Origin of the sequence: Mycolicibacterium elephantis DSM 44368, assembly GCF_004014805.1 — a bacterium.
Taxonomy (GTDB): domain Bacteria; phylum Actinomycetota; class Actinomycetes; order Mycobacteriales; family Mycobacteriaceae; genus Mycobacterium; species Mycobacterium elephantis.
Window position 1 is genome coordinate 1 of the sequence record NZ_ATDN01000034.1, and the last position, 25,136, is coordinate 25,136.

26 protein-coding genes and 1 pseudogene are annotated in these 25,136 nt (G+C 67.8%); 13 read left to right on the forward strand and 14 right to left on the reverse strand.

From position 1 onward, the window contains the following. Nucleotides 1-280 precede the first annotated feature (280 nt). From pgl to tkt, 5 genes are read right to left on the reverse strand one after another with little or no spacing between them, the layout of a single operon-like run. Complete coding sequence (pgl, locus tag MELE44368_RS19610) at nt 281-1,015, reverse strand: 6-phosphogluconolactonase (RefSeq protein ID WP_128110032.1); 735 nt, start codon at nt 1,013-1,015, stop codon at nt 281-283. After that, entirely contained in the window at nt 1,012-1,923 is a 912-nt protein-coding gene (gene opcA / locus MELE44368_RS19615) for a glucose-6-phosphate dehydrogenase assembly protein OpcA (protein ID WP_128110033.1), read from the reverse strand. Before opcA ends, pgl begins: the two co-directional genes overlap by 4 nt. Further along, the gene (gene zwf, locus MELE44368_RS19620; RefSeq protein ID WP_128110034.1) at nt 1,920-3,479 is read right to left on the reverse strand and encodes a glucose-6-phosphate dehydrogenase; all 1,560 of its coding nucleotides are present in this window, start codon (nt 3,477-3,479) and stop codon (nt 1,920-1,922) included. Before zwf ends, opcA begins: the two co-directional genes overlap by 4 nt. Continuing rightward, nucleotides 3,476-4,594: a transaldolase gene (tal, locus tag MELE44368_RS19625; protein WP_128110035.1), complete on the reverse strand. Its 1,119-nt coding sequence runs from the start codon at nt 4,592-4,594 to the stop codon at nt 3,476-3,478. The genes zwf and tal overlap by 4 nt, the downstream gene beginning before the upstream one ends. A gap of 15 nt (nt 4,595-4,609) precedes the next feature. Then, nucleotides 4,610-6,700, reverse strand: a complete 2,091-nt coding sequence (tkt, locus tag MELE44368_RS19630) for a transketolase (RefSeq protein WP_128110036.1) — start codon at nt 6,698-6,700, stop codon at nt 4,610-4,612. 210 nt (nt 6,701-6,910) lie between these two features. On the opposite strand from tkt, the gene MELE44368_RS19635 reads away from it, so the two are divergent. Beyond that, a complete protein-coding gene (locus tag MELE44368_RS19635; RefSeq protein ID WP_128110214.1) occupies nt 6,911-7,831 on the forward strand; it encodes a heme o synthase in 921 nt (306 codons plus the stop codon). Between the two features lie 22 nt (nt 7,832-7,853). Here the strand turns inward: MELE44368_RS19635 and MELE44368_RS19640 are convergent, their stop codons facing one another. Further along, entirely contained in the window at nt 7,854-8,825 is a 972-nt protein-coding gene (locus MELE44368_RS19640) for a quinone oxidoreductase family protein (RefSeq protein WP_128110037.1), read from the reverse strand. 29 nt (nt 8,826-8,854) lie between these two features. Between MELE44368_RS19640 and MELE44368_RS19645 the strand changes: the two genes are divergently transcribed. Beyond that, a complete protein-coding gene (locus MELE44368_RS19645; protein ID WP_128110038.1) occupies nt 8,855-9,553 on the forward strand; it encodes a DcsG N-terminal domain-containing protein in 699 nt (232 codons plus the stop codon). Here MELE44368_RS19645 and MELE44368_RS19650 read toward each other — a convergent pair. The 6 genes from MELE44368_RS19650 to MELE44368_RS19675 are packed head-to-tail and all read right to left on the reverse strand — an operon-like array spanning nt 9,503 to nt 15,691. Next, nucleotides 9,503-10,453: a COX15/CtaA family protein gene (locus MELE44368_RS19650; protein WP_128110039.1), complete on the reverse strand. Its 951-nt coding sequence runs from the start codon at nt 10,451-10,453 to the stop codon at nt 9,503-9,505. The two genes, MELE44368_RS19645 and MELE44368_RS19650, sit on opposite strands and share 51 nt — an antisense overlap. A gap of 59 nt (nt 10,454-10,512) precedes the next feature. Continuing rightward, nucleotides 10,513-11,190 carry a DUF429 domain-containing protein gene (locus tag MELE44368_RS19655; protein ID WP_128110040.1) on the reverse strand — a complete coding sequence of 226 codons (678 nt, stop codon included), beginning with the start codon at nt 11,188-11,190 and terminating at the stop codon, nt 10,513-10,515. Nucleotides 11,191-11,222: 32 nt separating this feature from the next. Then, entirely contained in the window at nt 11,223-12,002 is a 780-nt protein-coding gene (locus MELE44368_RS19660) for an ABC transporter permease (protein ID WP_241566698.1), read from the reverse strand. After that, nucleotides 11,999-12,943, reverse strand: coding sequence for an ABC transporter ATP-binding protein (locus MELE44368_RS19665; protein ID WP_241566699.1), 945 nt, complete (start codon nt 12,941-12,943; stop codon nt 11,999-12,001). The genes MELE44368_RS19660 and MELE44368_RS19665 overlap by 4 nt, the downstream gene beginning before the upstream one ends. After that, nucleotides 12,940-14,658 (reverse strand): polyprenol phosphomannose-dependent alpha 1,6 mannosyltransferase MptB, encoded by a 1,719-nt coding sequence (mptB, locus tag MELE44368_RS19670; RefSeq protein WP_164890164.1) that lies wholly within the window; start codon nt 14,656-14,658, stop codon nt 12,940-12,942. The genes MELE44368_RS19665 and mptB overlap by 4 nt, the downstream gene beginning before the upstream one ends. 25 nt (nt 14,659-14,683) lie before the next feature. Next, a complete protein-coding gene (locus tag MELE44368_RS19675; RefSeq protein WP_128110042.1) occupies nt 14,684-15,691 on the reverse strand; it encodes an NADP-dependent oxidoreductase in 1,008 nt (335 codons plus the stop codon). Between the two features lie 86 nt (nt 15,692-15,777). Between MELE44368_RS19675 and MELE44368_RS19680 the strand changes: the two genes are divergently transcribed. From MELE44368_RS19680 to MELE44368_RS19710, 7 genes are read left to right on the forward strand one after another with little or no spacing between them, the layout of a single operon-like run. Next, on the forward strand, nt 15,778-16,506 hold the full coding sequence (locus MELE44368_RS19680; RefSeq protein WP_409366141.1) for a helix-turn-helix transcriptional regulator: 729 nt from the start codon (nt 15,778-15,780) through the stop codon (nt 16,504-16,506). Continuing rightward, nucleotides 16,503-17,948 (forward strand): Fe-S cluster assembly protein SufB, encoded by a 1,446-nt coding sequence (gene sufB / locus MELE44368_RS19685; RefSeq protein ID WP_128110044.1) that lies wholly within the window; start codon nt 16,503-16,505, stop codon nt 17,946-17,948. Before MELE44368_RS19680 ends, sufB begins: the two co-directional genes overlap by 4 nt. Continuing rightward, nucleotides 17,945-19,123 carry a Fe-S cluster assembly protein SufD gene (gene sufD, locus MELE44368_RS19690; protein WP_128110045.1) on the forward strand — a complete coding sequence of 393 codons (1,179 nt, stop codon included), beginning with the start codon at nt 17,945-17,947 and terminating at the stop codon, nt 19,121-19,123. The genes sufB and sufD overlap by 4 nt, the downstream gene beginning before the upstream one ends. Next, on the forward strand, nt 19,124-19,891 hold the full coding sequence (gene sufC, locus MELE44368_RS19695; protein ID WP_128110046.1) for a Fe-S cluster assembly ATPase SufC: 768 nt from the start codon (nt 19,124-19,126) through the stop codon (nt 19,889-19,891). Between the two features lies 1 nt (nt 19,892). After that, nucleotides 19,893-21,155: a cysteine desulfurase gene (locus MELE44368_RS19700; protein ID WP_128110047.1), complete on the forward strand. Its 1,263-nt coding sequence runs from the start codon at nt 19,893-19,895 to the stop codon at nt 21,153-21,155. Nucleotides 21,156-21,164: 9 nt separating this feature from the next. Further along, nucleotides 21,165-21,635 carry a Fe-S cluster assembly sulfur transfer protein SufU gene (sufU, locus tag MELE44368_RS19705; RefSeq protein WP_128110048.1) on the forward strand — a complete coding sequence of 157 codons (471 nt, stop codon included), beginning with the start codon at nt 21,165-21,167 and terminating at the stop codon, nt 21,633-21,635. Further along, nucleotides 21,613-21,960 (forward strand): metal-sulfur cluster assembly factor, encoded by a 348-nt coding sequence (locus tag MELE44368_RS19710; protein WP_128110049.1) that lies wholly within the window; start codon nt 21,613-21,615, stop codon nt 21,958-21,960. Before sufU ends, MELE44368_RS19710 begins: the two co-directional genes overlap by 23 nt. Nucleotides 21,961-21,994: 34 nt before the next feature. Here the strand turns inward: MELE44368_RS19710 and MELE44368_RS26745 are convergent, their stop codons facing one another. Further along, the gene (locus MELE44368_RS26745) at nt 21,995-22,135 is read right to left on the reverse strand and encodes a hypothetical protein (RefSeq protein ID WP_164890165.1); all 141 of its coding nucleotides are present in this window, start codon (nt 22,133-22,135) and stop codon (nt 21,995-21,997) included. Nucleotides 22,136-22,219: 84 nt separating this feature from the next. Beyond that, complete coding sequence (locus MELE44368_RS19720; protein WP_128110050.1) at nt 22,220-22,948, reverse strand: MSMEG_1198 family transcriptional regulator; 729 nt, start codon at nt 22,946-22,948, stop codon at nt 22,220-22,222. 188 nt (nt 22,949-23,136) lie between these two features. Between MELE44368_RS19720 and MELE44368_RS19725 the strand changes: the two are divergent. The 4 genes and pseudogenes from MELE44368_RS19725 to MELE44368_RS19740 form a co-directional block, all read left to right on the forward strand. After that, nucleotides 23,137-23,352, forward strand: a pseudogene (locus MELE44368_RS19725) (LuxR C-terminal-related transcriptional regulator); the annotation flags it as partial. 61 nt (nt 23,353-23,413) lie between these two features. Continuing rightward, on the forward strand, nt 23,414-23,803 hold the full coding sequence (locus MELE44368_RS19730) for a hypothetical protein (RefSeq protein WP_128110052.1): 390 nt from the start codon (nt 23,414-23,416) through the stop codon (nt 23,801-23,803). A 99-nt stretch (nt 23,804-23,902) separates the two neighbouring features. After that, nucleotides 23,903-24,268: a thioredoxin gene (gene trxA / locus MELE44368_RS19735; RefSeq protein WP_128110053.1), complete on the forward strand. Its 366-nt coding sequence runs from the start codon at nt 23,903-23,905 to the stop codon at nt 24,266-24,268. Between the two features lie 26 nt (nt 24,269-24,294). Next, nucleotides 24,295-25,116 (forward strand): enoyl-CoA hydratase, encoded by an 822-nt coding sequence (locus MELE44368_RS19740; protein ID WP_128110054.1) that lies wholly within the window; start codon nt 24,295-24,297, stop codon nt 25,114-25,116. The last annotated feature ends 20 nt before the right edge of the window (nt 25,117-25,136 follow it).

A 25,136-nucleotide genomic window follows, 5' to 3' on the forward strand; every position in this document is an offset into this window, starting at 1 on the left:
TCCTCACCCATGTAGTCGATGAGCTCCGCATCCGACACCACTTCGAACATACGTTCGACACTACCCCGCCCCACTGACTCATACTTTTTGGCAGGGTTGCAGCTGTGGATAACTGCGGGCGGTGTCGGAAGGGTTGTGGATATGGCGCGATCACGACGGACAAAGATTGCTGCCGCGGAGAAAACCCGTCGAAACAGGCATACCTCAACAACAAAAACCTGCCAACTTCTTGACTCAAGACACGACGCCGCCGACAAGGCCGGGGGTCGCTAGACGAGTCTCAGAGGTTGGCGGCCGCGTCCTCGTCGAGCAGCCAGACCGTCGCCTCGCGGCCAACCGCGCCCGCCGCGGGCCAGTCGTCGGGGTCAGCACCGCCGACCGCCGCGGCCACCGCGTCGGCCTTGCCCGCGCCCGAGACCACCAGCCACACCTGCCGGGACCGTTGCACGGCGGGCAGCGTCAGCGTGATGCGCCGCGGTGGCGGTTTGGGGGAGTCGGTCACGGCCACCACCAGCCGGTCCTTCTCGCGCACGGCGGCGGTATGCGGAAACAGCGAGTTGATGTGGCCCTCGGGCCCCATCCCCAGCAGGTGCACATCGAAATACGGGCTCGGCTCGCCGGATTCGGCGGCGGCCAGCACGCGCTCGTAATCCCGCGCGGCGGCCTCGATGTCGTCGTCGAACGCGCCGCCGCTCGGCGCCATCGGATGCACGTTGGCCGCGGGGATGTCGATGTGGTTCAGCAGCGCCTCGACGGCCTGCTTGTGGTTTCGCTCGTCGTCGTCTGCGGGGACGAACCGGTCGTCGCCCCAATACAGATGCACCTTCGCCCAGTCGATTTCGGAGCCCCGCGCCCGGACCCGGTCGAGCAGGGCGATGCCCGTGCCGCCTCCGGTCAGCACGATGTGGGCGGTGCCCCGTTCGGCCAGCGCATCGTTGATCGCGCCGATCAGCCGATCACCGGCGGCCTCGACCAAAGCGGTGGTGTCCGGGTACTTCTCGACGATCGTGCTCATGCGTATTGCACCCTGTCTATGCCCTGTAGAGCTTCGTGGTAGATCTCGTCGGGGTCGAGCCTGCGCAGATCCTCGGCCAGACATTCCTTGGCCTCCCGGCGCGCCAGCGGGATACGCGCCTCGGGCCTGCTGGTGCGGGTCAGCGTGGCCGTGACGCCGGTCTGCGGCCGCTGCAGCGTGATCGTCTCGCCGGGGCGGACCAGTTCCACCTTGAGCTCACCTGCCACCCGCTGGACCTGACCGTCGATCCTGCTGGCCAGCCAACCGGCCAGGATGTCGAGCGCCGGTTCGTTCTTCAGGCCCGACACCAGCGCCGAATCGATCTCTTCGTGCGGCTCCAGTTCGACGGCGGCCGCCAGCAGCGCCCGCCAGTAGGTCACCCGGCTCCACGCCAGATCCGTGTCACCGGCGGAGTAGCCGTCCAGCCGGCTCTTGATGGCGGCCAGCGGGTCGGGGCTGTTGGTGGCATCGGTGATACGGCGAATCGCCAACTTGCCCAACGGATCCTGCGCGGGAACCGGTGGGGCGGCACCGGGCCACCACGCCACCACCGGGGTGTCGGGCAGCAAGAACGGCAGCACCACGCTGTCGGCGTGTTCGGCGAGTTCGCCGTGCAGCCGCAGCACCACCACCTCGCCCGCACCCGCGTCGGCGCCGACACGGATCTCACCGTCCAGTCGAGGTTGTGCGGCATCCCGGTCGCCGGCGATCGCCACGATCACCCGGCACGGGTGTTCACGGCTGGCGTAGTTGGCCGCCTCTACCGCGTCCTCGAGGCACTGGTCGGAATCGGGCGCGATGACCAGCGTCAGCACCCGGCTCAGCGTGATCGCGCCACCCTCCTCGCGCAGCCCCGTGATCTTCCGGCTGACGTCGGTGGTGGTGGTATCCGGCAGGCTGACGATCACGGCCGCCTCCATTCCCGCCCCATCCGGTGCAGCATGTCGACCGCCGACTGCGGGCCCCACGTCCCGGCCTTGTAGGGCTCCGGTTTGCCGTGGGCCGCCCAGTAGTCCAGCACGGGATCGAGTATCTCCCAAGACAATTCGACTTCAGCATTGACCGGGAACAGCGACGGTTCGCCGAGCAGCACATCCAGGATCAACCGCTCGTAGGCCTCCGGGGAGTCCTCGGCGAACGCAGAGCCGTAGGAGAAGTCCATGTTGACGTCGCGCACTTCCATCTGGGTGCCCGGCACCTTCGATCCGAACCGCGTGGTGATGCCCTCGTCGGGCTGGATTCTGATCACCAGCGCGTTCTGCCCGAGCTCCTCGGTCATGGTCTTGTCGAACGGCAGAAAGGGCGCCTTCTTGAAGATCAGCGCGACCTCGGTGACCCTGCGGGCCAGCCGCTTGCCCGTGCGGAGGAAGAACGGCACCCCGGCCCAGCGCCGGTTGTCGACCTCGAGGGTGATCGCGGCGAAGGTCTCCGTCGCCGAATCCTTCGAGAACCCTTCCTCATCGAGCAACCCGGGAACCTTCACGCTGCCCTGCCAACCGGCGGCGTACTGCCCGCGCGCGGTCGTCTGATCCAGCGGGCGCATCAACCGCGTCGCCGACAACACCTTGATCTTCTCGGCCTGCAGATGGCGCGGCCCGAAGTTGACGGGCTCCTCCATGCACACCAGGGCCAGCAGCTGCAGCAGGTGATTCTGGATCACGTCCCTGGCGGCGCCGACGCCGTCGTAGTAGCCGGCCCGCCCGCCGAGACCGATATCCTCCGACATCGTGATCTGCACGCTGTCCACGTAGTTGGCGTTCCAGACCGGCTCGTACAGCTCGTTGGCGAAGCGCAGCGCCAGGATGTTCTGCACGGTCTCCTTGCCGAGGTAGTGGTCGATCCGGAACACCGACTCCTCGGGAAACACGGCGTTGACGACCGCGTTGAGCTCACGGGCGCTCTGCAGGTCGTGACCGAACGGCTTCTCGATGACCACCCGGCTCCAGTGACCGTCCTGCGGACGCGCCAGACCGGACTTCTGCAGCTGTTCGCAGACCACCTGAAAAGCGTTGGGCGGGATGGAGAGATAGAACGCGTGGTTGCCCGCGGTGCCGCGTTCGGCGTCCAGCTTCTCCAGCGTCTCGGCGAGCGGCGCGAACGCCGCTTCGTCGTCGAAAGTGCCTTGGACGAACCGGATTCCCTCGGCCAGACGATCCCAGACCTCTTGGCGGAACGGGGTGCGCGCATTCTTCTTGACGGCCTCGTAGACCACCTGGCTGAAGTTCTCGTCGGCCCATTCCCGCCTGGCGAAGCCCACCAGGCTGAAGCTGGCCGGCAGCAGGCCGCGGTTGGCCAGGTCGTAGATGGCCGGCATGAGCTTCTTGCGGGCGAGGTCTCCGGTAACGCCGAAGATGACCATTCCGCATGGTCCGGGGATGCGGGGCATTCTCTTGTCCCGCTTGTCCCGCAACGGGTTACGCCATCCCTCGCCGCCCGAGGCGGCTCGTTGGGCCGCCGAGGTCATTTCTTCGCGGCGTCGAGCTGACCCTGCGTCGCCTCGAGCAGTTCGAGCCAGGACTTCTCGAACTTCTCAACCCCTTCGTCTTCCAACACCTTGAACACGTCAGGCAGATCGATGCCGACGCCTGCGAGCTTGTCGAACAGATCCTGGGACTCCGCGGCCCTGCCGGTGACCGTGTCGCCGGTGATGACGCCGTGGTCGGCGACCGCCTCAAGCGTGTTCTCCGGCATGGTGTTCACCGTGTTGGGGGCGACCAGTTCGGTGACGTAGAGCGTGTCGGAGTACTCGGGGTTCTTCACGCCGGTGGACGCCCACAGCGGACGCTGCACCCGGGCGCCGTCGGCCTTGAGCGCCTCGTAGCGCGAGCCACCGACGAACACCTCCTCGTAGGCGGCGTAGGCCAGCCGCGCGTTGGCGATACCCGCCTTACCGCGCAGCGCCAGCGCCTCGGCCGACCCGATCTTCTCCAGTCGGTTGTCGATCTCGGTGTCCACCCGCGACACGAAAAAGGATGCGACGGAATGGATCTTGGACAGGTCGTGGCCGGCCTCCCTGGCCTTCTCCAGCCCGGCCAGGTAGGCGTCCATGACCATTCGGTGCCGCTCGACGGAGAAGATCAACGTGACGTTGACCGAAATGCCCTCTGCGAGCACTGCGGTGATCGCGGGCAGGCCGGCCATGGTGGCCGGGATCTTGATGAACAGGTTGGGCCGGTCGACGATCTTCCACAGCTCGATGGCTTGCAGGATCGTCTTGTCGGTGTCGTGCGCCAGCCGCGGGTCCACCTCGATGGACACCCGGCCGTCCACTCCGTCGGAGGCCTCGTGGACCTTGGCGAAGACGTCGCAGGCGTTGCGCACGTCGTCGGTGGTAACGGTGCGGACCGTGGCGTCCACGTCGGCACCGCGCTCGGCGAGCTCGGTGACCTGAGCGTCGTAGGCAGTGCCGTCGGCCAGCGCCTTCTGGAAGATCGTCGGGTTGGTGGTGACGCCCACCACGCACCTGGTGTCGATCAGCTGCTGCAGGTTGCCGGTCTGCAGGCGCTCCCTGGAGAGGTCGTCGAGCCACACCGACACGCCCGCGGCGGACAGCGCCTCCAGGTTCGGATTCTGGGCCATTGGTTTACCTTTCCTTCAGTTGTCCAGCGAACGCTCCGCGGCGGCCACCACAGCTTCTGGGGTGAACCCGTACTCGCGGAACAGCGTCTTGTAATCGGCGGATTCCCCGTAATGCTCGATCGACACGATCTCGCCGGTGTCACCGACCAGCTTGTGCCAGCTCTGCGCGACCGCCGCCTCCACAGCGACCCGGGCGGACACCGCGGGCGGCAGCACGCTGTCGCGGTACTCCACCGGCTGCGCCTCGAACCACTCCACGCACGGCATGGACACCACCGACGCGGTGATTCCCTTGCCCGCCAGGATCTTCTGCGCTTCCACACACAACTGCAGCTCTGAGCCCGTGCCGATCAACGCCACATCCGGCTGCTTGTCGGGGGCGCCGCCGAGCACGTATCCGCCCCTGGCCACGCCTTCGGCGCTGGTCCCCTCCAGCACCGGGATGGGCTGGCGGGTCAGGATCAGGCCGACCGGACCGCTGTTGGCGCCGCGTTCGATGATCGTGCGCCACGCGTAGGCGGTTTCGTTCGGATCGCCGGGACGCACCACCGACAGGTTCGGGATGGCGCGCAGGGCCGCGAGGTGTTCGATCGGCTGGTGGGTGGGACCGTCCTCACCGAGCCCGATCGAGTCGTGGGTCCAGATGTAGATGGTGTCGATGTCCATCAGCGAGGCCAGCCGCACCGCCGGGCGCATGTAGTCCGAGAACTGCAGGAACGTGCCGCCGAACGCGCGGGTCGGACCGTGCAGCACGATGCCGGACAGGATCGCGCCCATGGCGTGTTCGCGAACACCGAAGTGCAGCACCCTGCCGTACGGGTCGGCGGTGTACTCCTTGGTCGAAATCGACGGTGGGCCAAACGATTTGGCGCTCTTGATCGTCGTGTTGTTACTACCGGCCAGGTCGGCTGAGCCGCCCCAGAGCTCGGGCAGTTTCGGCGCGACGTCGTTGAGCACCTGGCCGAAGGCGGCGCGGGTGGCGATCTCCTTGGAGCCGGGCTCCCAGTGCGTCAGGTCGGCGTCCCAGCCCTCCGGCAGCTTGTGCGCCAACAGCCGGTCCAGCAGCGCCTTGCGTTCCGGCTCGCGCTCGGCCCAGGCGTCGAACTCGCTCTGCCACTTCGCGCGGGCCTCCTTGCCGCGGTCGACCAGTTTGCGGGTGTGCTCGAGCACCTCGGGAGCCACCTCGAACGACTTGTCCGGGTCGAAGCCGAGGATCTTCTTGACCGCGGCGACCTCGTCCTCGCCGAGCGCGGCGCCGTGCGCCTTGCCGGTGTTCATCAGGTTGGGCGCGGGATAGCCGATGACGGTGCGCAGCGCGATGAACGACGGCCTGTCGGTCACCTTGCGTGCGGCCTCGATGGCTTCCTCTATCCCGGTGACGTTCTCGCCGCCCTCGACCTCCTGCACGTGCCAGCCGTAGGCGCGGTAGCGCGCGGCGGTGTCCTCCGACAGCGCGATGTTGGTGTCGTCCTCGATTGAGATCTGGTTGTGGTCGTAGAAGACGATCAGGTTGCCCAGCTGCTGGGTGCCGGCCAGCGAGCAGGCCTCGCTGGTGACGCCCTCCTCGATGTCGCCGTCGGAGGCGATCACGTAGATGTAGTGGTCGAACGGGCTGGTGCCCGGTGCGGCGTCGGGATCGAACAGGCCGCGCTCGTACCGCGACGCCATCGCCATGCCGACCGCCGACGCCAGCCCCTGGCCCAGCGGGCCGGTGGTGATCTCCACGCCCTTGGTGTGACGGAACTCGGGGTGCCCCGGCGTCTTGGACTTCCAGGTGCGCAGCGCCTCGATGTCGGAGAGCTCCAGCCCGAAGCCGCCCAGGTAGAGCTGGATGTACAGGGTCAGGCTGGAATGACCGCAGGACAGCACGAAACGGTCGCGGCCCAGCCAGTGTTGGTCGGTGGGGTCGTGGCGCATCTGACGCTGAAACAGCGTGTACGCCAAGGGAGCCAGGCTCATCGCGGTGCCGGGGTGGCCGTTGCCGACTTTCTGCACCGCGTCCGCGGCGAGCACCCGCACCGTGTCGACCGCACGCGAATCGACCTCCGTCCAGTCGTCCGGGTGGTTCGGGCGGGTGAGGGCGGAAATCTCTTCGAGTGTGGTCACTAGGCGCTCCTGGTCGAGGGTCGGGCTCGGCACGCTGCTCGTAAAAACACCCTAGTGTGGGATAGTCATCCTCGGCAGTCAGCTCGGGGGAGGATTAGGCCGCGGTTGAGGCGAGGTCTACCATCGTCTGTAGTAGACGCCGCGCGCTGGCGCCATTTCTGAGGAGTTACCTGCGTGAGAATTCGGGAAGGCCACCTCGCCGAGGGGACGCTGGACCGGACCTCGACCGCCGCGCGGCTGCGGCGCCAGGTCATCACCAAGGTGATCGGCTACGTCGCGTTGACGAAGCCGCGGGTCATCGAGCTGTTGCTGGTCACCACGATCCCGGCGATGCTGCTGGCGCACCGCGGAAGCGTCGACCCGCTGTTGATTCTCAACACGCTGGTCGGCGGGCTGCTGGCCGCCGCGGGCGCCAACACGCTCAACTGTGTGGCCGACGCCGACATCGACAAGGTGATGAAGCGCACCGAGCGCAGGCCGCTGGCCCGCGCCACCGTGCCGCGCAGCCACGCGCTGGTGTTCGGGCTCGCGCTGTCGGTCACCTCGTTCTTCTGGCTGTGGTGGACCACGAACCTGTTGTCGGCGCACCTGGCCGGCCTCACGATCGCGTTCTACGTGCTGGTGTACACACTGCTGCTCAAGCGCCGCACGTCGCAGAACGTGGTGTGGGGCGGCGCGGCCGGCTGCATGCCGGTGATGATCGGCTGGTCGGCGGTCACCGGCACCATTGAATGGCCCGCGCTGGTGATGTTCGCGATCATCTTCTTCTGGACGCCGCCGCACACGTGGGCGCTGGCCATGCGCTACAAGGAGGACTACCGCGCGGCCGGGGTGCCGATGCTGCCCGCGGTGGCCACCGAGCGCCAGGTCACTAAACAGATCGTCATCTACACGTGGCTGACGGTGGCCGCGACGTTGGCGCTGGTGCCCGCGACCGGGTGGCTGTACGCGGCGGTGGCGCTGCTGGCGGGCGCCTGGTTCCTGCTGATGGCCCACCAGCTCAACGCCGGCGTCCGCCGCGGTGAACCGGTCAAGCCGCTGCGGCTCTTCCTGCAGTCCAACAACTATCTGGCCGTGGTGTTCTGCGCGCTGGCCATCGACTCGGTGCTGGCGCTGCCGACGGTGTTCTGACCCCGACTCCGACCCGCGCCGGTTACGGCACCAGCACCACCGAACCGATCGTTTTCCGGCCCTCCAGATCGCGGTGCGCGGTCTCGGCGTCTTCGAGGCGGTAGCGCTCGCTGACCGTGATGTTGAGGGTGCCGTCGGCGATCGCTTCGAGCAGTTCCCCCGCGCGCCAGGCGAATTCGTCGGGTGTGCGGGTGTAGTGCACGAGGGTCGGGCGGGTCAGGAACACCGAACCCGCGGTGTTGAGCCGTTGCGGGTCGAACGGCGGAACGGGTCCGCTGGAGGCGCCGAACAACGCCAGCGTGCCCCGTACCGCCAGGCTGGCCAGGCTGGCGTCGAAGGTGGCCGCGCCCACGCCGTCGTACACCACCGAGACACCGCCGTCGGTGAGCTCCTTGATCTTCGCGCCGAACTCGGCCGGGTCGTCCGGGTAGTCGAGCACCTCCACGGCACCGGCGTTGCGCGACATCTCGGCCTTCTCCGGGGTGGACACCGTGGTGATCACCCGGGCGGCCATGCTGGTCGCCCACTGCGTCAGGATCAGGCCCACCCCGCCGGCGCCCGCGTGCAACAGCACGGCGTCGCCCTGCTGCACCGGGTATGTCGACTTGATCAGGTAGTGCGCGGTCATCCCCTTGAGCAATGACGCCGCGGCCACCTCGGGGCTGACCCCGTCCGGCACGTAGGCGCAGAAATCGGCTGCGGCGACGCTGTATTCGGCGTAGGCGCCGTTCGCCTGTGCGGTGACGACGCGGTCGCCGACCTTCAATGCGGCGACGTCCTGGCCGACGGCCTCGACGGTCCCGCACACCTCGTTGCCGACGACGAACGGTGTCTCCCGCGGATACAGCCCGGAGCGGAAATAGGTGTCGAGGAAGTTCACGCCGATCGCCTCGGCTTTGATCAGTACCTCGCCGGGGCCGGGAGCGGGCTTGGATTTCTCGACGTAGCTGAGGACCTCGGGTTCGCCCGTCTCGGTGATCTCGATTGCGTGCATGCTCACATCCTGCCAATATCCTTGCCGTTGTGAAGCTGGCCCGTCCCGACGTCTTCCACCCGCGCATCGTGTTGGCGGGTTCACCGGCGCTGCCCGAGGGTGACCGCGACGACGCCGGGCTGATCCCGGCGTTGCGTAAGCACGGGCTACATGCCCGGTGGTTGCCCTGGGACGACCCGGCCACCCTGAAGGCCGACCTCGTGATCCTGCGCGCCACCCGCGATTACGGCGATCGGCTCGACGAGTTCCTGGACTGGACGCGTCGGGTGCGCAACCTCGTGAACGCGCCCGAGGTGGTGGCCTGGAACACCGACGAGCGCTACCTGGCGGACCTGGCCGACGCCGGCGTGCCGACGGCGACATCGGCGCATGACCACGCGACCCCCGAAACCGCGCTGGTGTTCCTCGGTGGCAGCCAGTCGCACGCGTTCAGCGACCGCGGTGAGGCCGAGCCGGATTTCGAGGTGTGGGACCTGGGCCACGCGGCGCTGGCCGCCGCAGCCGAGCGTCTGCGGCTGGCGCCGACCGACCTGCTGTACGCGCGCGCCGATGTGGTCGGGGAGCGGACCGATCCGCGCCTGCGGCGCCTCGACCTCGTCGCGCCGTCGCTGGGTTGGCAGCGACTGGACGCCACTACCCGGGCACGACAGCAGCGTGTGTTCGTCCTCGGCGTGGAGTCAGCCCTGGACCGGCTCGGGCTCGGCCCGCTGTCGCATCGACGCCCATAGCGCGGCGGTGGCGGCGGTGCACAGCGCGGCACCCGCCACATGCACCGCTACCAGCGCCGCGGGAACTCCGGTGTAGAACTGCACCACACCCACCAGCCCCTGCGCGCACACCAACACGAGCAGCACCGCCAGCCGGACGAGCACCGGGCGAGCGGCGTGCACGGCCAGCAGGCCGAAGCCGAGACCGACCAGCAGCGCCAGATACGCCACCAGCAGCGACGAGTGCAGGTGCACCAAGGTGGTGATCTCGACCTCGAGCCGCGGGATCGTGCGGGCGATGCTCCTGTCGCCGGCGTGCGGGCCCGCGCCGGTCACCAACGTCCCGGTCACCAGCACCGCGGCCAACGTCACAGTGCTGAGAAACGTCAACTGCCGCAACGGTTTCGGCACACGGCGCACGACGACGCCGTCGTCGGGCTCGCCGACCTTGACGAAGAGCAGCACCGCGAGCCACACCATGGTCATCGACGCCAGCAGGTGGACGGCCACCGTCCACCACAGCAGTCCGGTCAGCACCGTGATGCCGCCGATCACCGCCTGCACGACGGTCGACGCGGGCATCAGCCACGCGTAGACGAGCACCTCACGTCGGCGCCGGGCGCGGGTGACCGCGAGCACCGCTGCGGCCGCGGCCAGCACCACCAGAAACGTGACCAGGCGGTTGCCGAACTCGACCACCTGGTGCAATACCGGCACCTCGGCCACCGGAACTGGGGTGAAGCTGCCCGGAAAGCACTGCGGCCACGTTGGGCACCCGAGGCCGGAGGCGGTGACGCGCACGATCGCGCCGGTGACCGAGATGCCGCCCTGGGTCAGGATGACCAGGAACGCGATGACGCGCTGAGCCCGCAGGCTGGGCAGCGGCAGCAGGTCGACCAGCCGCAGAAAGAGGCGTCGCACGACCCGATCCTAGATCAGCCAACTACAGGCCGTAGTAGCGGGTGACGGAGGCCCGCCCGTCACTGCCAGATCGCCATCGGCTGACCGCGTTCGTTGCGCTGCGGCGGATCCGGCAGACAGGTCGCCTGCCCGTGCGCGATGCGCTCGGCGCTCCACGCGGCCGCCGCCGCGTCCAGCACGTCGTCGGCAGGCACCTTCGCGACGGGCGCGCCGAGGTCCTCGGGCAAGACGATTCCCGCGCGGGCCAGCACCCGCAGCCTCGCCCGCTGCCCGCGCCAGGACTTCTTGGTGCCGTCCTCGTAGCGCAGGCCGAGCCGCTGAAACGACAGCTCCGGATGGACTTCGTGCAGCACCGTGCCGGCGTCGTAAAGCCGGTTGGCCTCAAGCACTTTCGCGCGCAGCCCCCAGGCCTGCCTGCTGGGCATCCAGCCGACCAGAGACTGGCAGCGGCGCTTCGCCGCGTCGTAGTCGGGCTCGTCGAAGACCGGCCGCGGCGGCGTGATGAACACGCTGGATCCGCGGCGGCCCAGCATCGCGCGGGCCGCCCGGTCGGCGACGCGTTCCCCGGAATGCGTCAGGCCGAGCGGAATGTCGACGGCGATCACGTCGGCATCCGGGACATGCGTGACGAGATCGCTGATCAGCACGGCGCAGTGGGCGGCGGCGAAGCGGCCGTCGCGCAGCTGCACGCCGACCCAGCCGCCGCGCCAGGCGTCGACGCCGAGCACGGTCGTCATGGCCGGCGAGGCGCGACGAACGGCACCAGCACTCAGGTGAACCGGAACCAGCGCAGCGCACACAGCGCGGCGACCAGGCCCCACACGAACAGCACCAGAAGGCCGAACCAGTCCACTGACAGCGTCATCGCCTGCGACAGCGCCTCGGTCAGCGCACCCGACGGGGTCAGCCGGGCGATCAACTGGACTGCCTGCGGCACCATGCCGCCCTCGAGGGTCAATGCGCCGAGCCCGGCGAACACGAACCACAACAGGTTGGCGACCGCCAACACGATCTCGGCGCGCAGTGTGCCGCCAAGGAGCAGCCCCAGCGCCGCGAATCCCGCGGTGCCCAACGCGATGATGGCCGCGCCGAGCGCCAGCCCCGCCGGCTCCGGGCGCCAGCCCAACGCAAAGCCGATGCCGCCCAACACGATCGACTGCAGAAAGACCACCGCCACCACGGCGAGGGACTTGCCGGCGATGATGCCCCACACCGGAAGGGCCGTCGCGCCGAGTCGTTTGAGCGCGCCGTAACGGCGGTCGAAGGCCACCGCGATCGCCTGCCCGGTGAACGCCGTCGAGATCACCGCGAGCGCCATGATCGCGGGCACGAACGTCGCCGGCCGGTCCGGGCCGAACGATCCCAGCGGCAGCAGGATCAACCCCACGAGCAGGGTGATCGGGATGAACATCGTCAGCAGCAGTTGCTCGCCGTTGCGCAGCAGCAGCCGAAGCTCCAGCCCGAACTGCGCGGCCAGCATCTTCGGCACCGGCGCGGGGCGCGGGTCCGGTGAAAACGTCCCTGGGGCAAAGCGATTCGGAGCGGTCACGGTCGCAACTCCCTACCGGTGAGCTCGAGGAACACGTCCTCGAGGCTGCGCTGTTCGACGCGCATGTCGGTGGCCAGCACGTCCAGGCGCGCACACCACGCCGTCACGGTGGCCAGCACCTGCGGGTTGATCGCGCCCTCCACCAGATACTCGCCGGGCGCGGCCTCGGAGGCCTGATAGTTCTCCGGCAGCGCCGAGATCAGCAGCGAAAGGTCCAGCCTGCGCGGCGCCCGGAAGCGCAGCTGGTTCTGCGCGCCGCTGCGCATCAACTCCTCGGGCGTGCCCGTCGCCACCGCCGACCCGTGGTCGATGATCAGAATCCGGTCGGCCAGCTCCTCGGCCTCGGTGAGCTGGTGGGTCGTCAGCACCACCGTCACCCCGTCGCGGCGCAGCGCATCGATCAACTCCCACACCACGATTCGGGCGTGGGCGTCCAAACCGGCGGTCGGCTCGTCGAGGAAGACCAGTTCGGGGCGGCCGACGACCGCGCACGCCAGCGCCAACCGCTGCTGCTGGCCGCCCGACAGCCGTCGGTAGGTGGTGCGCGCGGCATCGGTCAGCCCCAGGGTGTCCATCAACCACTTCGAGTCGAGCGGGTTGGCGGCGTAGGCGGCGACGAGGTCGAGCATCTCGCCGGCGCGCGCCGCCGGATATGCGCCGCCGCCCTGCAGCATCACCCCGATGCGCGCCCGCACCTGGGCGTTGTCATCGAACGGGTCGAGCCCGAGAATCTCGATGGTTCCCGAGTCGGGCTTGACGAACCCCTCGCACATCTCGACCGTGGTGGTCTTGCCCGCGCCGTTGGGGCCGAGTAACGCGAAGACCTCTGCGGCCTGGACCTCCAGATCCAGGTTCGACACCGCGGTCGTCGAGCCGTAACGCTTGCTGACGCCGCGCAGGCGCACGGGCACCGACGAAGCCCGCGATCCGAGATCGGTCACGGGGAATCAGCGTAGGCGTCGGGCTTCACCGGTGGTGGGGGCGGTAGCGACGGCTTGTCCGGGAGCGTGTTCGTGATGCGGTCGGGCGCCGGCTCGTCGTCGGTCGGCACTTTGCGCCAGGGCAGGCGGTTGTAGGTCAGCACCATCAACACCAGCACGGTCACGGTGCTCGCCACGACGGCGAGCAGGATCTGGAAGAGCGTGAACCGGTCCCCGTTGGCCGTCGGGCCGAAGATGCCGACCACCAGGGTCACGACGATCGTCGTGCTGCGGAACGCGGGCCGGGTGGCCCACGCCGCCAGCGGGATCACCGCCCACAGCACGTACCACGGCTGGACCACGGGGAAGAGCAGCACCGTCATCCCGAGCGCGACGCCGAGCCCGCCGACCGGGTGCAGCCGGCCCCGCAGCACCGCCAACAGCAGCCACGTCACCAGGATCGCGATGAGCAGCACGCCGATCCCGCGGGTCAGACCGAGCACCGCGGTGGTGTGATCACCCAGCCCGAGCAGGATGCCGACCTGGCCGGTGCCAAGGGCCAACAGGGTGGGCAGCGACATCCAGCTGCGTACGACGTTGGCGGTGCCGAGGGTGAACAACCAGCCGAAGCCCAGCCCGCTGGCCCAGCCGATCAGCGCCATCACCGCCACCGACACCGCGGCCAGCGAACCTGACGAGACGACAAAGGCCTTGACGGTGCCGCCCCAGCGGTGCGCCAGCGCCATCGCCGCGAAGCCCAGTGCGAGCAGCGACGGCAGCTTGACCTGCGAGGACATCGTGATCAGCACGACCCCGAGCAGCAGCATCGCCAGCGGCTGCCACTGCATCCAGTCCGCGCGGGTGTGCGGCCACGACAGCGGTCGCGGAAGAAGCGAGGTGGCGCCGTCGACCCCGCGCAGGGCGAACTCCGTGCCCGCCAGCATCAGGCCGAGCATGAGCGCTTCGTTGTGGATGCCTGCGACCAGATGCATGATCAGCAGCGGGTTGGCCGCACCCAGCCACAGCGCGCTGACCTCGGCCACCCCGCACCGGTGCGCCAGCCGGGGCGTGGCCCACATGATGAGCGCCACCCCGAGCAGCACCACCAGCCGGTGGCACAGCACCGCGGCGACGATGTTCTCGCCGGTGATCGCCGAAATGCCTTCGCCCAGCCACACGAAAAGCGGGCCGTAGGGCGCGGGCGTCTCGCGCCACATGGTCGGCACCGACAGCGTGAAGACGTGGTCGAGACCGAGACCGGTGGCGGGACCCACCCGGTAGGGGTCCAGGCCCTTGCTCGCGATCTCGCTTTGCGCCAGGTAGGAGTAGATGTCGCGGCTGTACATCGGCGGGGCGATGAGCAGCGGCAGCACCCAAAGCAGCAGGGTGCGGTCGAGCTGGCTGCGCGACATGCGGCGATCGCCGAGCACGAAGCGGCCCAGCATCAGCCACGCCAGCGCCATCATCACCGCGCCGGTGGTGGTCATGGTCAGCGACACCGTCTGGATCCGCGACGGGAGGTTGAGCAGCCGCACCCCGAAGGTGGGGTCCTGCACCACCGGCCGGGCGCCGACGCCCAGGGCCCCGATCGCCATCAGCACTGTGCCGGTGGCTCCGAAGATGCGCGTGCGGCGCAGCGCGATGACCTCGGCGTCGTTCAGTGGCGAGCCGACCGGCGGCTCGTCGGCGTGCCAGCGGGCGATCGACGACGACAGGGATTTGAGGCGGGCAGCCACCACAGCAGCGTAGCGGCCGCAGTTCTCAGACCTCGACGATCACCTTTCCGGTGTTCCCACCGGAGAACAACAGGTTGAGCGCGTCCGGGGCGTTCTCGAGGCCCTTGACGATGTGCTCGGAGGACTTGATCTTTCCCTCGGCGAGCCATCCACCCATTTCGGCCTGCGCGGGCGGAAAGCGGTCGAGGTAGTCGAGGACGATGAAGCCCTCCATGCGTCCACGGCGGATCAACAGGCTGAGATAGTTGGACGGGCCCGGCGGAGAGTCGTCGCTGTTGTAGGTCGAGATCGCGCCGCACAGCACCACGCGCGCGCGCATCGCCAGGTTGGCCAGGCAGTCGTCGAGGATCGACCCGCCGACGTTGTCGAAGTACAGGTCGATGCCGTCCGGACATGTCTCGCGCAGCCGGGCGGCGACGTTCTCGTTCTTGTAGTCGATGGCGTCGTCGAAGCCGAGTTCTTCGACGATGTAGCGGCATTTCTGCGGTCCGCCCGCGATGCCGACAACCTTGGCGGCGCCCTTGAGCTTGGCGATCTGGCCCGCGGTGGAGCCGGTGGCGCCCGCGGCGCCGGAGATGACGACGACATCGCCGGGTTTGACACCGCCCACGTCGGTCATGCCGAAGTACGCCGTCATCCCGGTGACGCCCAGCACACCGATGGCCAGCGGGGGAGGCACGCCGTCGGGCAGCACCTGCATCGCGCGCTCGCCGGCGTCGATGACGACGTAGTCCTGCCAGCCGGTCATGCCGAACACCGACTGGCCGGGCTGGTAGGCCTCGCAGCGGCTTTCGACGATTTCACCGACCCCGCCGCTGCGGATGACCTCGTCGATCTGGATCGGCGGCAGGTAGCTGGGGACGTCGTCCATCCAGGTGCGGATGGTCGGGTCGATGGACAGGTAGCGGACTTTGACCAGGGCCTCGCCGTCGGATATCTCGGGTACTGGTTGAATCTCCATGCGCGTGGTTGATTCGTTCACCAGGCCGGAGGGTCGTTGTGCCAGCACCAGACGGCGGTTCTGTTCGGTCATCCGGTGATATTAGGCACGATCCCACCGGATAAGGGTGCCCTTGCTTTACATGGGTTTTCGAATTCCGTCACAATGGTGTTGTGAAAATCAGTCCGGAAGTCGGCAGCGACCGCCACACGCGTGGCGCGATCGTTCAGATGCTGCTGGAATCCGGGCCCATCACCGCAGGTGAGATAAGCGAACGGCTCGGCATCTCCGCAGCGGGCGTGCGCAGGCATCTCGATGCGCTGATGGAGGCCGGCGACGCGCAAGCCAGCGCCGCGGCGGCCTGGCAGCACAGCGGCCGCGGCCGCCCTCCCAAGCGCTATCGGCTCACCGCCGCGGGCCGGGCCAAGCTCGGCCACCGGTACGACGACCTGGCCGCCGCGGCGATGCGGCGACTGCGCGAGATCGGCGGCGACGACGCCGTGCGGACCTTCGCCAGGCAGCGCGTCGACAGCATCCTGGCGGGAGTAACCGATGGGTCCGATGACGTTGCATCTACTGCGGACCGAGTGGCGGCGGCGCTGACAGAGGCCGGCTACGCCACCACCACGACACCGGTCGCCGGTCCGGTCGACGGCATCCAGCTGTGTCAACACCACTGCCCGGTGTCGCATGTCGCCGAGGAGTTCCCGGAGCTCTGCGAGGCCGAACGGGAGGCGTTCGCCGAGGTGCTCGGTACGCACGTGCAGCGGCTGGCCACCATCGTCAACGGCGACTGCGCGTGTACCACGCACGTGCCCCTTGCCGAGAAGAGCAAGGCGAAGCAGAAGACCCTTCGGCGCACAGCCCGCGCCGAAGCCCCTACAAGCAAGCAAGGAGCGTCGCGATGACGACCACCCCCGAGGTTCAAAAGGTAGGCGAACCGCTCAGCCAGGAAGAGGCCATCGCCTCGCTGAGCCGGTACGGCTACGGCTGGGTGGACTCCGACGACGCGGGCGCGTCCGCTCAGCGCGGGCTGTCCGAAGCGGTGGTGCGTGACATCTCGGCGAAGAAGAACGAGCCGGAGTGGATGCTCGAGAGCCGGCTGCGTGCGCTGCGCACCTTCAACAAGAAGCCGATGCCCAAGTGGGGCTCCAACCTCGAAGGCATTGACTTCGACAACATCAAGTACTTCGTGCGCTCGACCGAGAAGCAGGCCGCCTCCTGGGAGGACCTGCCGGAGGACATCCGGAACACCTACGACAGGCTCGGGATTCCAGAAGCCGAAAAGCAGCGGTTGGTCGCCGGTGTGGCCGCCCAGTACGAGTCAGAGGTGGTCTACCACCAGATCCGCGAAGACCTCGAGGCGCAAGGCGTCATCTTCCTGGACACCGACACGGGCTTGAAGGAGCACGAGGACATCTTCAAGCAATATTTCGGCACGGTGATCCCGGCCGGCGACAACAAGTTCTCCGCGCTGAACACCGCGGTGTGGTCGGGTGGTTCGTTCATCTATGTGCCGCCGGGTGTGCACGTCGACATCCCGCTGCAGGCCTACTTCCGGATCAACACCGAGAACATGGGCCAGTTCGAGCGGACGTTGATCATCGTCGACGAAGGCGCCTACGTGCACTACGTCGAGGGCTGCACCGCGCCCATCTACAAGTCGGATTCGCTGCACTCCGCGGTGGTGGAGATCATCGTCAAGCCCGGCGGCCGGTGCCGGTACACCACGATCCAGAACTGGTCGAACAACGTCTACAACCTCGTCACCAAGCGCGCCCGTGCCGAGGCCGGCGCGACGATGGAGTGGATCGACGGCAATATCGGCTCGAAGGTCACGATGAAGTACCCGGCGGTCTGGATGACCGGTGAGCACGCCAAGGGCGAGGTGCTGTCGGTCGCGTTCGCCGGCGAGGGCCAGCACCAGGACACCGGCGCGAAGATGCTGCACCTGGCGCCGAATACGTCGAGCAACATCGTGTCGAAATCGGTGGCCCGTGGCGGCGGACGTGCGTCCTACCGCGGCCTGGTTCAGATCAACAAGGGTGCGCACGGCTCCAAGTCGAGCGTGAAATGCGATGCGCTGCTTGTTGATACGGTCAGCCGCAGCGACACCTACCCGTACGTCGACATCCGCGAGGACGACGTGACGATGGGCCACGAGGCCACCGTGTCGAAGGTCAGCGAGAACCAGCTGTTCTATCTGATGAGCCGCGGCCTGACCGAGGACGAGGCGATGGCCATGGTGGTGCGCGGCTTCGTCGAGCCGATCGCCAAGGAACTCCCGATGGAGTACGCGCTGGAGCTCAACCGGCTGATCGAGCTGCAGATGGAAGGCGCGGTTGGGTGACGACTCACAACTTGACCACGGCCGTCGAGGGCCAGAACAAGGGCGAGCTGTTCACGTCGTTCGACGTCGAAGCCTTCGAGGTGCCCCGGGGGCGTGACGAGATCTGGCGGTTCACCCCGCTTCGGCGGCTTCGCGGTCTGCACGACGGCACCGCGCCCGCAACCGGAAGTGCCCGCATCGACGTGTCGCAACGTGACGGCGTGACGGTGGAAACCGTGCGCCGCGGTGACCCGCGGCTGGGCGAAGGGGGCGTGCCCGCCGACCGTGTTGCCGCGCAGGCGTTCTCGTCATTCAACAACGCGACGATCGTCACCGTGGGGCGGAACAGGGTGGTGGACGACCCGATCGACATCGTGGTGACCGGTCCCGGTGAGGGCGCGACGGCATACGGCCATCTGCAGGTGCGAGTCGAAGAACTCGCCGAGGCCGTGGTCGTGATCGACCAGCGCGGCAGCGGAACCTACGCCGACAACATCGAATTCGTCGTCGGTGACGCCGCGACCCTGAAGGTGGTGTCGATCGCCGACTGGGCCGACGACGCGGTCAACGTCAGCATGCACCACGCGTCGCTGGGCAAGGACGCGGTGTTCCGGCACACGGCCGTCACGCTGGGCGGCGACCTGGTGCGGATGACGGGACGGGTGCGCTACTGCGCGCCGGGCGGGGACGCCGTGCTGCTCGGCCTGTACTTCGCCGACGACGGACAGCACTTCGAGTCGCGTCTGCTAGTCGACCACGCCGAGCCCAACTGTCGTTCACAGGTGACGTACAAGGGTGCGCTGCAAGGCGATCCGGCGTCGCCCAAACCCGACACCCGCACGGTGTGGATCGGCGACGTGCTGATCCGCGCGGAGGCCGAGGGCACCGACACGTTCGAGACCAACCGCAACCTCGTGCTCACCGACGGCGCCCGCGCCGACTCGGTGCCGAACCTGGAGATCGAGACCGGCGAGATCGCAGGCGCCGGGCATGCCAGTGCGACAGGACGATTCGACGACGAGCAACTGTTCTATCTGCAGGCTCGCGGCATCCCCGAGGATCAGGCCCGACGGCTGATCGTGCGGGGGTTCTTCGGCGAAATCATCCAACAGATCACCGTGCCCGCCGTACGCGAGCGGCTCACCGACGCCATCGAAAAAGAGCTCGAGCTCACCGAAACACTGCAAGGAAGCTAGATGACCACGCTTGAAATCAAAGACCTGCACGTCAGCGTCGCAGCGACCGAAGCCGCTGACGAGATCCCCATCCTCAAGGGCGTCGACCTCACCGTGAAGTCGGGGGAGGTGCACGCGCTGATGGGCCCCAACGGTTCCGGGAAGTCGACGCTGTCCTACGCCATCGCCGGGCACCCGAAGTACACGGTGACATCGGGTTCGATCACACTCGACGGCGAGGACGTGCTGGCGATGTCCGTCGACGAGCGTGCCCGCGCCGGGCTGTTCCTGGCGATGCAGTACCCCGTGGAGGTCCCCGGGGTGTCGATGTCGAACTTCCTGCGCACGGCGGCCACGGCCGTCCGGGGCGAGCCGCCCAAACTGCGGCACTGGGTCAAAGAGGTCAAGGGCGCGATGGAGGCCCTCGAGATCGATCGGTCGTTCGCCGAACGCAGCGTCAACGAGGGCTTTTCCGGCGGTGAGAAGAAGCGTCACGAGATTCTTCAGCTGTCGTTGCTGAAGCCCAAGATCGCGATCCTCGACGAGACCGACTCCGGTCTGGACGTCGACGCGCTGCGCGTCGTCAGCGACGGGGTGAACCGGTATGCCGAGTCCGAGAACGGTGGCATCCTGCTCATCACGCACTACACCCGGATTCTGCGGTACATCCGGCCGCAGTTCGTGCACGTGTTCGTCGGTGGCCGCATCGCCGAGTCCGGCGGCCCCGAACTGGCCGACGAGCTGGAGGAGCACGGCTACGAGCGGTTCGCGCAGGCTGTGGGGGCGTGACGTGACGACCGCGCAGACTCTGGACGTCACCAGGATCCGGGCTGACTTCCCGATCCTGAAAAAGGTGATGCGCGGCGGAAACACGTTGGCCTACCTGGATTCCGGGGCCACGTCGCAACGTCCGGTGCAGGTGCTCGAGGCGGAGCGGGAGTTTCTGACCAACTCCTACGGCGCAGTGCACCGTGGTGCGCATCAGCTGATGGAGGAGTCCACCGACGCCTACGAGCAGGGCCGTGCGGACATCGCCGCGTTCGTCGGTGCACAGCCCGACGAGCTGGTGTTCACCAAGAACGCGACCGAGGCGCTCAACCTGGTGTCCTATGCGCTGGGCGACAACCGGTTCGCCCGTGCCGTCGGCCCCGGAGACGTCATCGTCACCACCGAGCTGGAGCACCACGCGAACCTGATCCCGTGGCAGGAGCTGGCCCGGCGTACCGGCGCGACGCTCAAGTGGTATCAGATCACCTCCGAGGGACCCGACGCGGGACGCATCGACCTCGACTCGCTTCAGCTCGACGAACGCGTGAAAGTCGTTGCGTTCAGCCATCACTCGAATGTGACCGGTGCGTTGGCCCCGGTCGAGGAACTGGTGGCACGGGCCAAGGCGGTCGGTGCGCTGACCGTGCTGGACGCCTGCCAATCGGTTCCGCACCAACCCGTGGACTTCGGTGCGCTGGACGTGGACTTCGCGGCCTTCTCCGGGCACAAGATGCTGGGGCCCACCGGTATCGGGGTGTTGTACGGGCGACGTGAACTGCTCGAGGCGATGCCGCCGTTTCTCACCGGCGGCTCGATGATCGAGACCGTCACGATGGAGGGCGCCACCTACGCGCCGCCGCCGCAGCGCTTCGAAGCCGGCACGCCGATGACCTCTCAGGTCGTCGGATTGGGCGCGGCCGCACGGTATCTGACCGAGGTCGGGATGCACGCCGTCGAGGCGCACGAGGCCGAATTGGTGGCCGCCGCGCTCGAGGGGCTGGCCGGTGTCGACGGCGTCCGCATCATCGGGCCCACGTCGCTGGAGAACCGCGCATCCCCGGTGGCGTTCGTGGTCGACGGTGTGCACGCCCACGACGTGGGGCAGGTGCTCGACGACGACGGCGTCGCGGTGCGCGTCGGACACCACTGCGCGTTTCCGCTGCACCGCAAGTTCGGCATCGCCGCGACCGCCCGCGCGTCGTTCGCGCTGTACAACACGCTCGATGAGGTCGATCGCCTGGTCGCCGGTGTGCGCCGGGCCGTGGAGTTCTTCGGCAGGGCCTGAGGTTTCGCGATGCGGCTGGAGCAGATCTATCAGGAAGTGATCCTCGATCACTACAAGCACCCGCACCACCGCGGACTCCGTGAACCGTTCGCCGCTGAAGTGCACCACGTCAACCCGACCTGCGGTGACGAGGTGACGCTGCGGGTGGCGCTGTCCGAGGACGGGGAGACGGTCACCGACATCTCCTACGACGGGCAGGGCTGTTCGATCAGCCAGGCGGCGACGTCGGTGCTCACCGATCAGGTCATCGGGCAGAGCGTGGGCGATGCCCTCAAGACGGTCGCGGCGTTCAGGGAAATGGTTTCGTCACGCGGGACCGTTGAAGGAGATGAAGACGTGCTCGGCGACGGCGTCGCGTTCGCGGGGGTGGCCAAGTACCCCGCGCGCGTGAAGTGCGCGCTGCTGGGCTGGATGGCTTTCAAGGATGCGCTCGCGCAGGCCAGTGAGGAGATGTCAGATGAGCGACACCGCAGTGCCTAACGAGGAGCTGTTGTTCGATCTCGAAGAGGCGATGCGCGACGTCGTCGATCCCGAGCTGGGGATCAACGTCGTCGACCTCGGCCTCGTCTACGGTCTGAACGTCGAGAAGGGGGAGCAGGGCACCGTCGCGTTGCTCGACATGACGTTGACTTCGCCGGCTTGCCCGTTGACCGACGTGATCGAGGACCAGTCGCGCAACGCGCTGGTGGGCAGCGGCCTGGTCAGTGAGATGAAGATCAACTGGGTGTGGAACCCGCCGTGGGGCCCGGACAAGATCACCGAGGACGGTCGCGAGCAGCTTCGCGCACTGGGCTTCACCGTCTAGCCGACCCGGTCCGGGCGTGAGCCCCAGTCCTCGACTACCGCACCGGAATCCACGCGGCGGCCGAGGAAGCCAAGCCGCTGCGCTGGCTGTTGCCCGTCGTCCTGGCTGTCGGTGTGGTGACCGCCGGGTGGGACGCCGTCTTCGGATCCTGGGGCAACGCGGTGGCGTCGTTCATCTACCTGGTTCTGCTACTGGCGCAGTTGTTCTGGTGGCCGAAAGAGACGCGCGCAACTTCTGTCCAACGTCGACTGCGCGGCGCTCAGCCCCGGATGACCGAGCTGTGCCCGTTGCGGCGGCACCAACTCACCAGATAGCTCGCGTGCAGGCCGCACCAGCGGTACACGGCCGCAAGCGTCAGAGGTAGCTCGGGATCGTGCTCACCGCGCTGGCTGATGATCGGGCCGAGGTAGTGGGTCGCGACCTTGGTGGCGGTGTTCAGCGCGACGCCGGCGGCCGCCGCCAGGCTCGCGCCGTCGGACGCGCGCCCGGACGCGATGGCGCCCGCGAGCCTGCCGGCGGTCTGGCCCTTGCGTCCGTCGAACAACTCGTACAGCGGCGGCTTGGGTGGCCGGCATCCGGCGCGGGGATCGCGCTTGCCGACGGCGGCGTCGCGGATCACCGACGGCAGTGCTTCCGCACCGGTGGACTTCGAGATCACGTACGCGACCTCGGGACGTAACCGCGCCTCGTCGAGGTGATCCTGTTCCATGCGGTGACCCTGCATGGCGATCACCACCGGGGCCAGACGGTCGGCGTCGCGTAGCACGTCGATGACGTCCAGGCCGTCGAACCGGAACTCCAGCGCGGGGTTGTTCCACACCAGGTCGGCGACCACCACGTCGAAGCGGACCCGACCCGTCACCTCGCGCCGTACCGCGGCCTCGTCGACCGCGACCCGCACCGTCGCCTCGGGAAACGCCGTGGTCAGGATCGGTAGGACGACCTTTCCCAGCGGAGATGCCACCAGAATCCGCGATTGCCCGTGCACGCTGACATTCTGTGCGTTCAAGCAAGATCTTGCCTGAGCATCACCGATTTTGTGGCTGTGCGCCTGATTCCCGAACTGATGGGTGACTGCCGACGCTGTTTTCCTTGTCGTCCGAACGGACGATATGGGAATCGGGTGTTCGAGGAGACAAACCCATGGGCCGCGGCGACACGATTCCGAAACCGTGCCTGGCGGCGCGCGAGATAGAGGTGCTTCTGAGTTGGCTGCAGACCGAGAGCAAGGAGATGGTCGCGGAGCACTTACACATTTCACCGACGACCGTGCGCACTCACCTGCAACGCATCCGGGCGAAGTATGCCGCGGTGGGCAGGCCCGCACGAACCAAAGCAGCGCTGGCCGCACGCGCGATCCAGGACGGGCTTCTCACGGTCGACGACCTGTGACCGCTTCAGAAGTGTCGAAACCACCGGCGGCGCAACGAAATCAGAAAGAGGGTTGGGATAGATGAGCCACACGTTCCAGGGGCGCTGTCGGTTCTGCGACGAGTCGTTCACGGTGAGCCAGGGCGACGGCGTGTTCTTCCACCTTCTGCACTGCGATCGCTGCGGCGAGGCCGAGCCGATCGGCTTCGAGGAACTCGGCGAGTTGCACCTGCGCTACCTCGAGTCGCTGCCCAACGGTCACTGCCTGCTCGACGCGCATCGCGACGCCTACGTCCGCGTCCACATCCCGGTGGAACCCGTCTCCACCGCCGACTACCGCGCCGGTGTGCACGCGCTCGCCGGAGAGTGCGGCTGTGGCGGGCGGTTTCGGTTCGACGCCCCGCCGCGGTGCCCGGTGTGCCGCTCGACCCGGATCACGCTGGCACAGGGATCCGGCAGCCAGAGCATGTGACCATCACCGCGCCGGGCCAAGCCGCGATAACCCGGTGGCCGGTCTGCGCGGACCCCTATGGTGGGAACATCGAGCCCGTCCCCGGCGTTAGGAACAATCGTGGCTACGAAAGACATCACCGCCGAAGAGTTCAACGACACCATCAACGACAACGAGATCGTGCTGGTGGATTTCTGGGCGTCGTGGTGCGGCCCTTGTAAGGCGTTCGCCCCGACGTTCGCGGCGTCCGCGGAGGCACACCCCGACGTCGTGTTCGCGAAGGTTGACACCGAGGCGGAGCAGGAACTCGCGGCCGCGGCAGACATCCGCTCCATTCCCACCCTGATGGTGTTCAAGAAGGGCAAGCTGGTGTTCAACCAGGCCGGCGCATTGCCGCCTGCGGCCCTGGAGGAACTGGTGCAGAAAGTCAAGGAGTTCGACGTCGACGCGGCGATCGCGGCGCAGAACGACGGCCACAAGGAGTGAGCGAGCGCACGCGATAGCGTGCATCCGTGACCGAGCAAACCGACTTCGTACTCGTCAACCGCCCGCGCCCCGGTATCGCGCTGGTGACCCTGAACCGGCCCGAGCGCATGAACTCGATGGCGTTCGACGTCATGGTTCCCCTTCAGAAGATCCTCGACGAGCTGAACGACGACAACTCCGTGCGCGTGATCGTGCTCACAGGCGCGGGCCGCGGCTTCTCCTCGGGCGCCGACCACAAGTCGGCGGGCAGTGTGCCACACACCCAGGGCCTGACCCGGCCGACGTTCGCGCTGCGGTCGATGGAAGTCCTCGACGACGTGATCCTGACGCTGCGCAGAATGCATCAGCCGGTCATTGCCGCGGTCAACGGGGCGGCGATCGGCGGAGGCCTGTGCCTGGCCCTGGCCTGCGACATCCGGGTGGCGGGCGCCGGCGCCTACTTCCGCGCGGCCGGGATCAACAACGGCCTGACCGCCAGCGAGCTGGGACTGTCCTATCTGCTGCCGCGCGCCATCGGGACCTCGCGGGCATTCGAGTTGATGCTCACCGGCCGCGACGTGGACGCCGAGGAAGCCCAGCGGATCGGCCTGGTGTCTCAGTCGGTACCCGACGACCAGCTGCTCGAGGTCTGCTACCAGATGGGCGAACGGATCGCATCGTTCTCCCGGCCCGGAATCGAGTTGACCAAGCGCACGCTATGGAGTGGACTGGACGCCGCTAGCCTGGAAGGGCACATGCAGGCCGAAGGCCTGGGCCAACTCTATGTGCGTCTGCTCACCGCCAACTTCGAAGAGGCGGTGGCCGCGCGCGCGGAGAAACGGGCCCCCATCTTCACCGACGACAAGTAACACGAGCAGTAGGAGAGCAG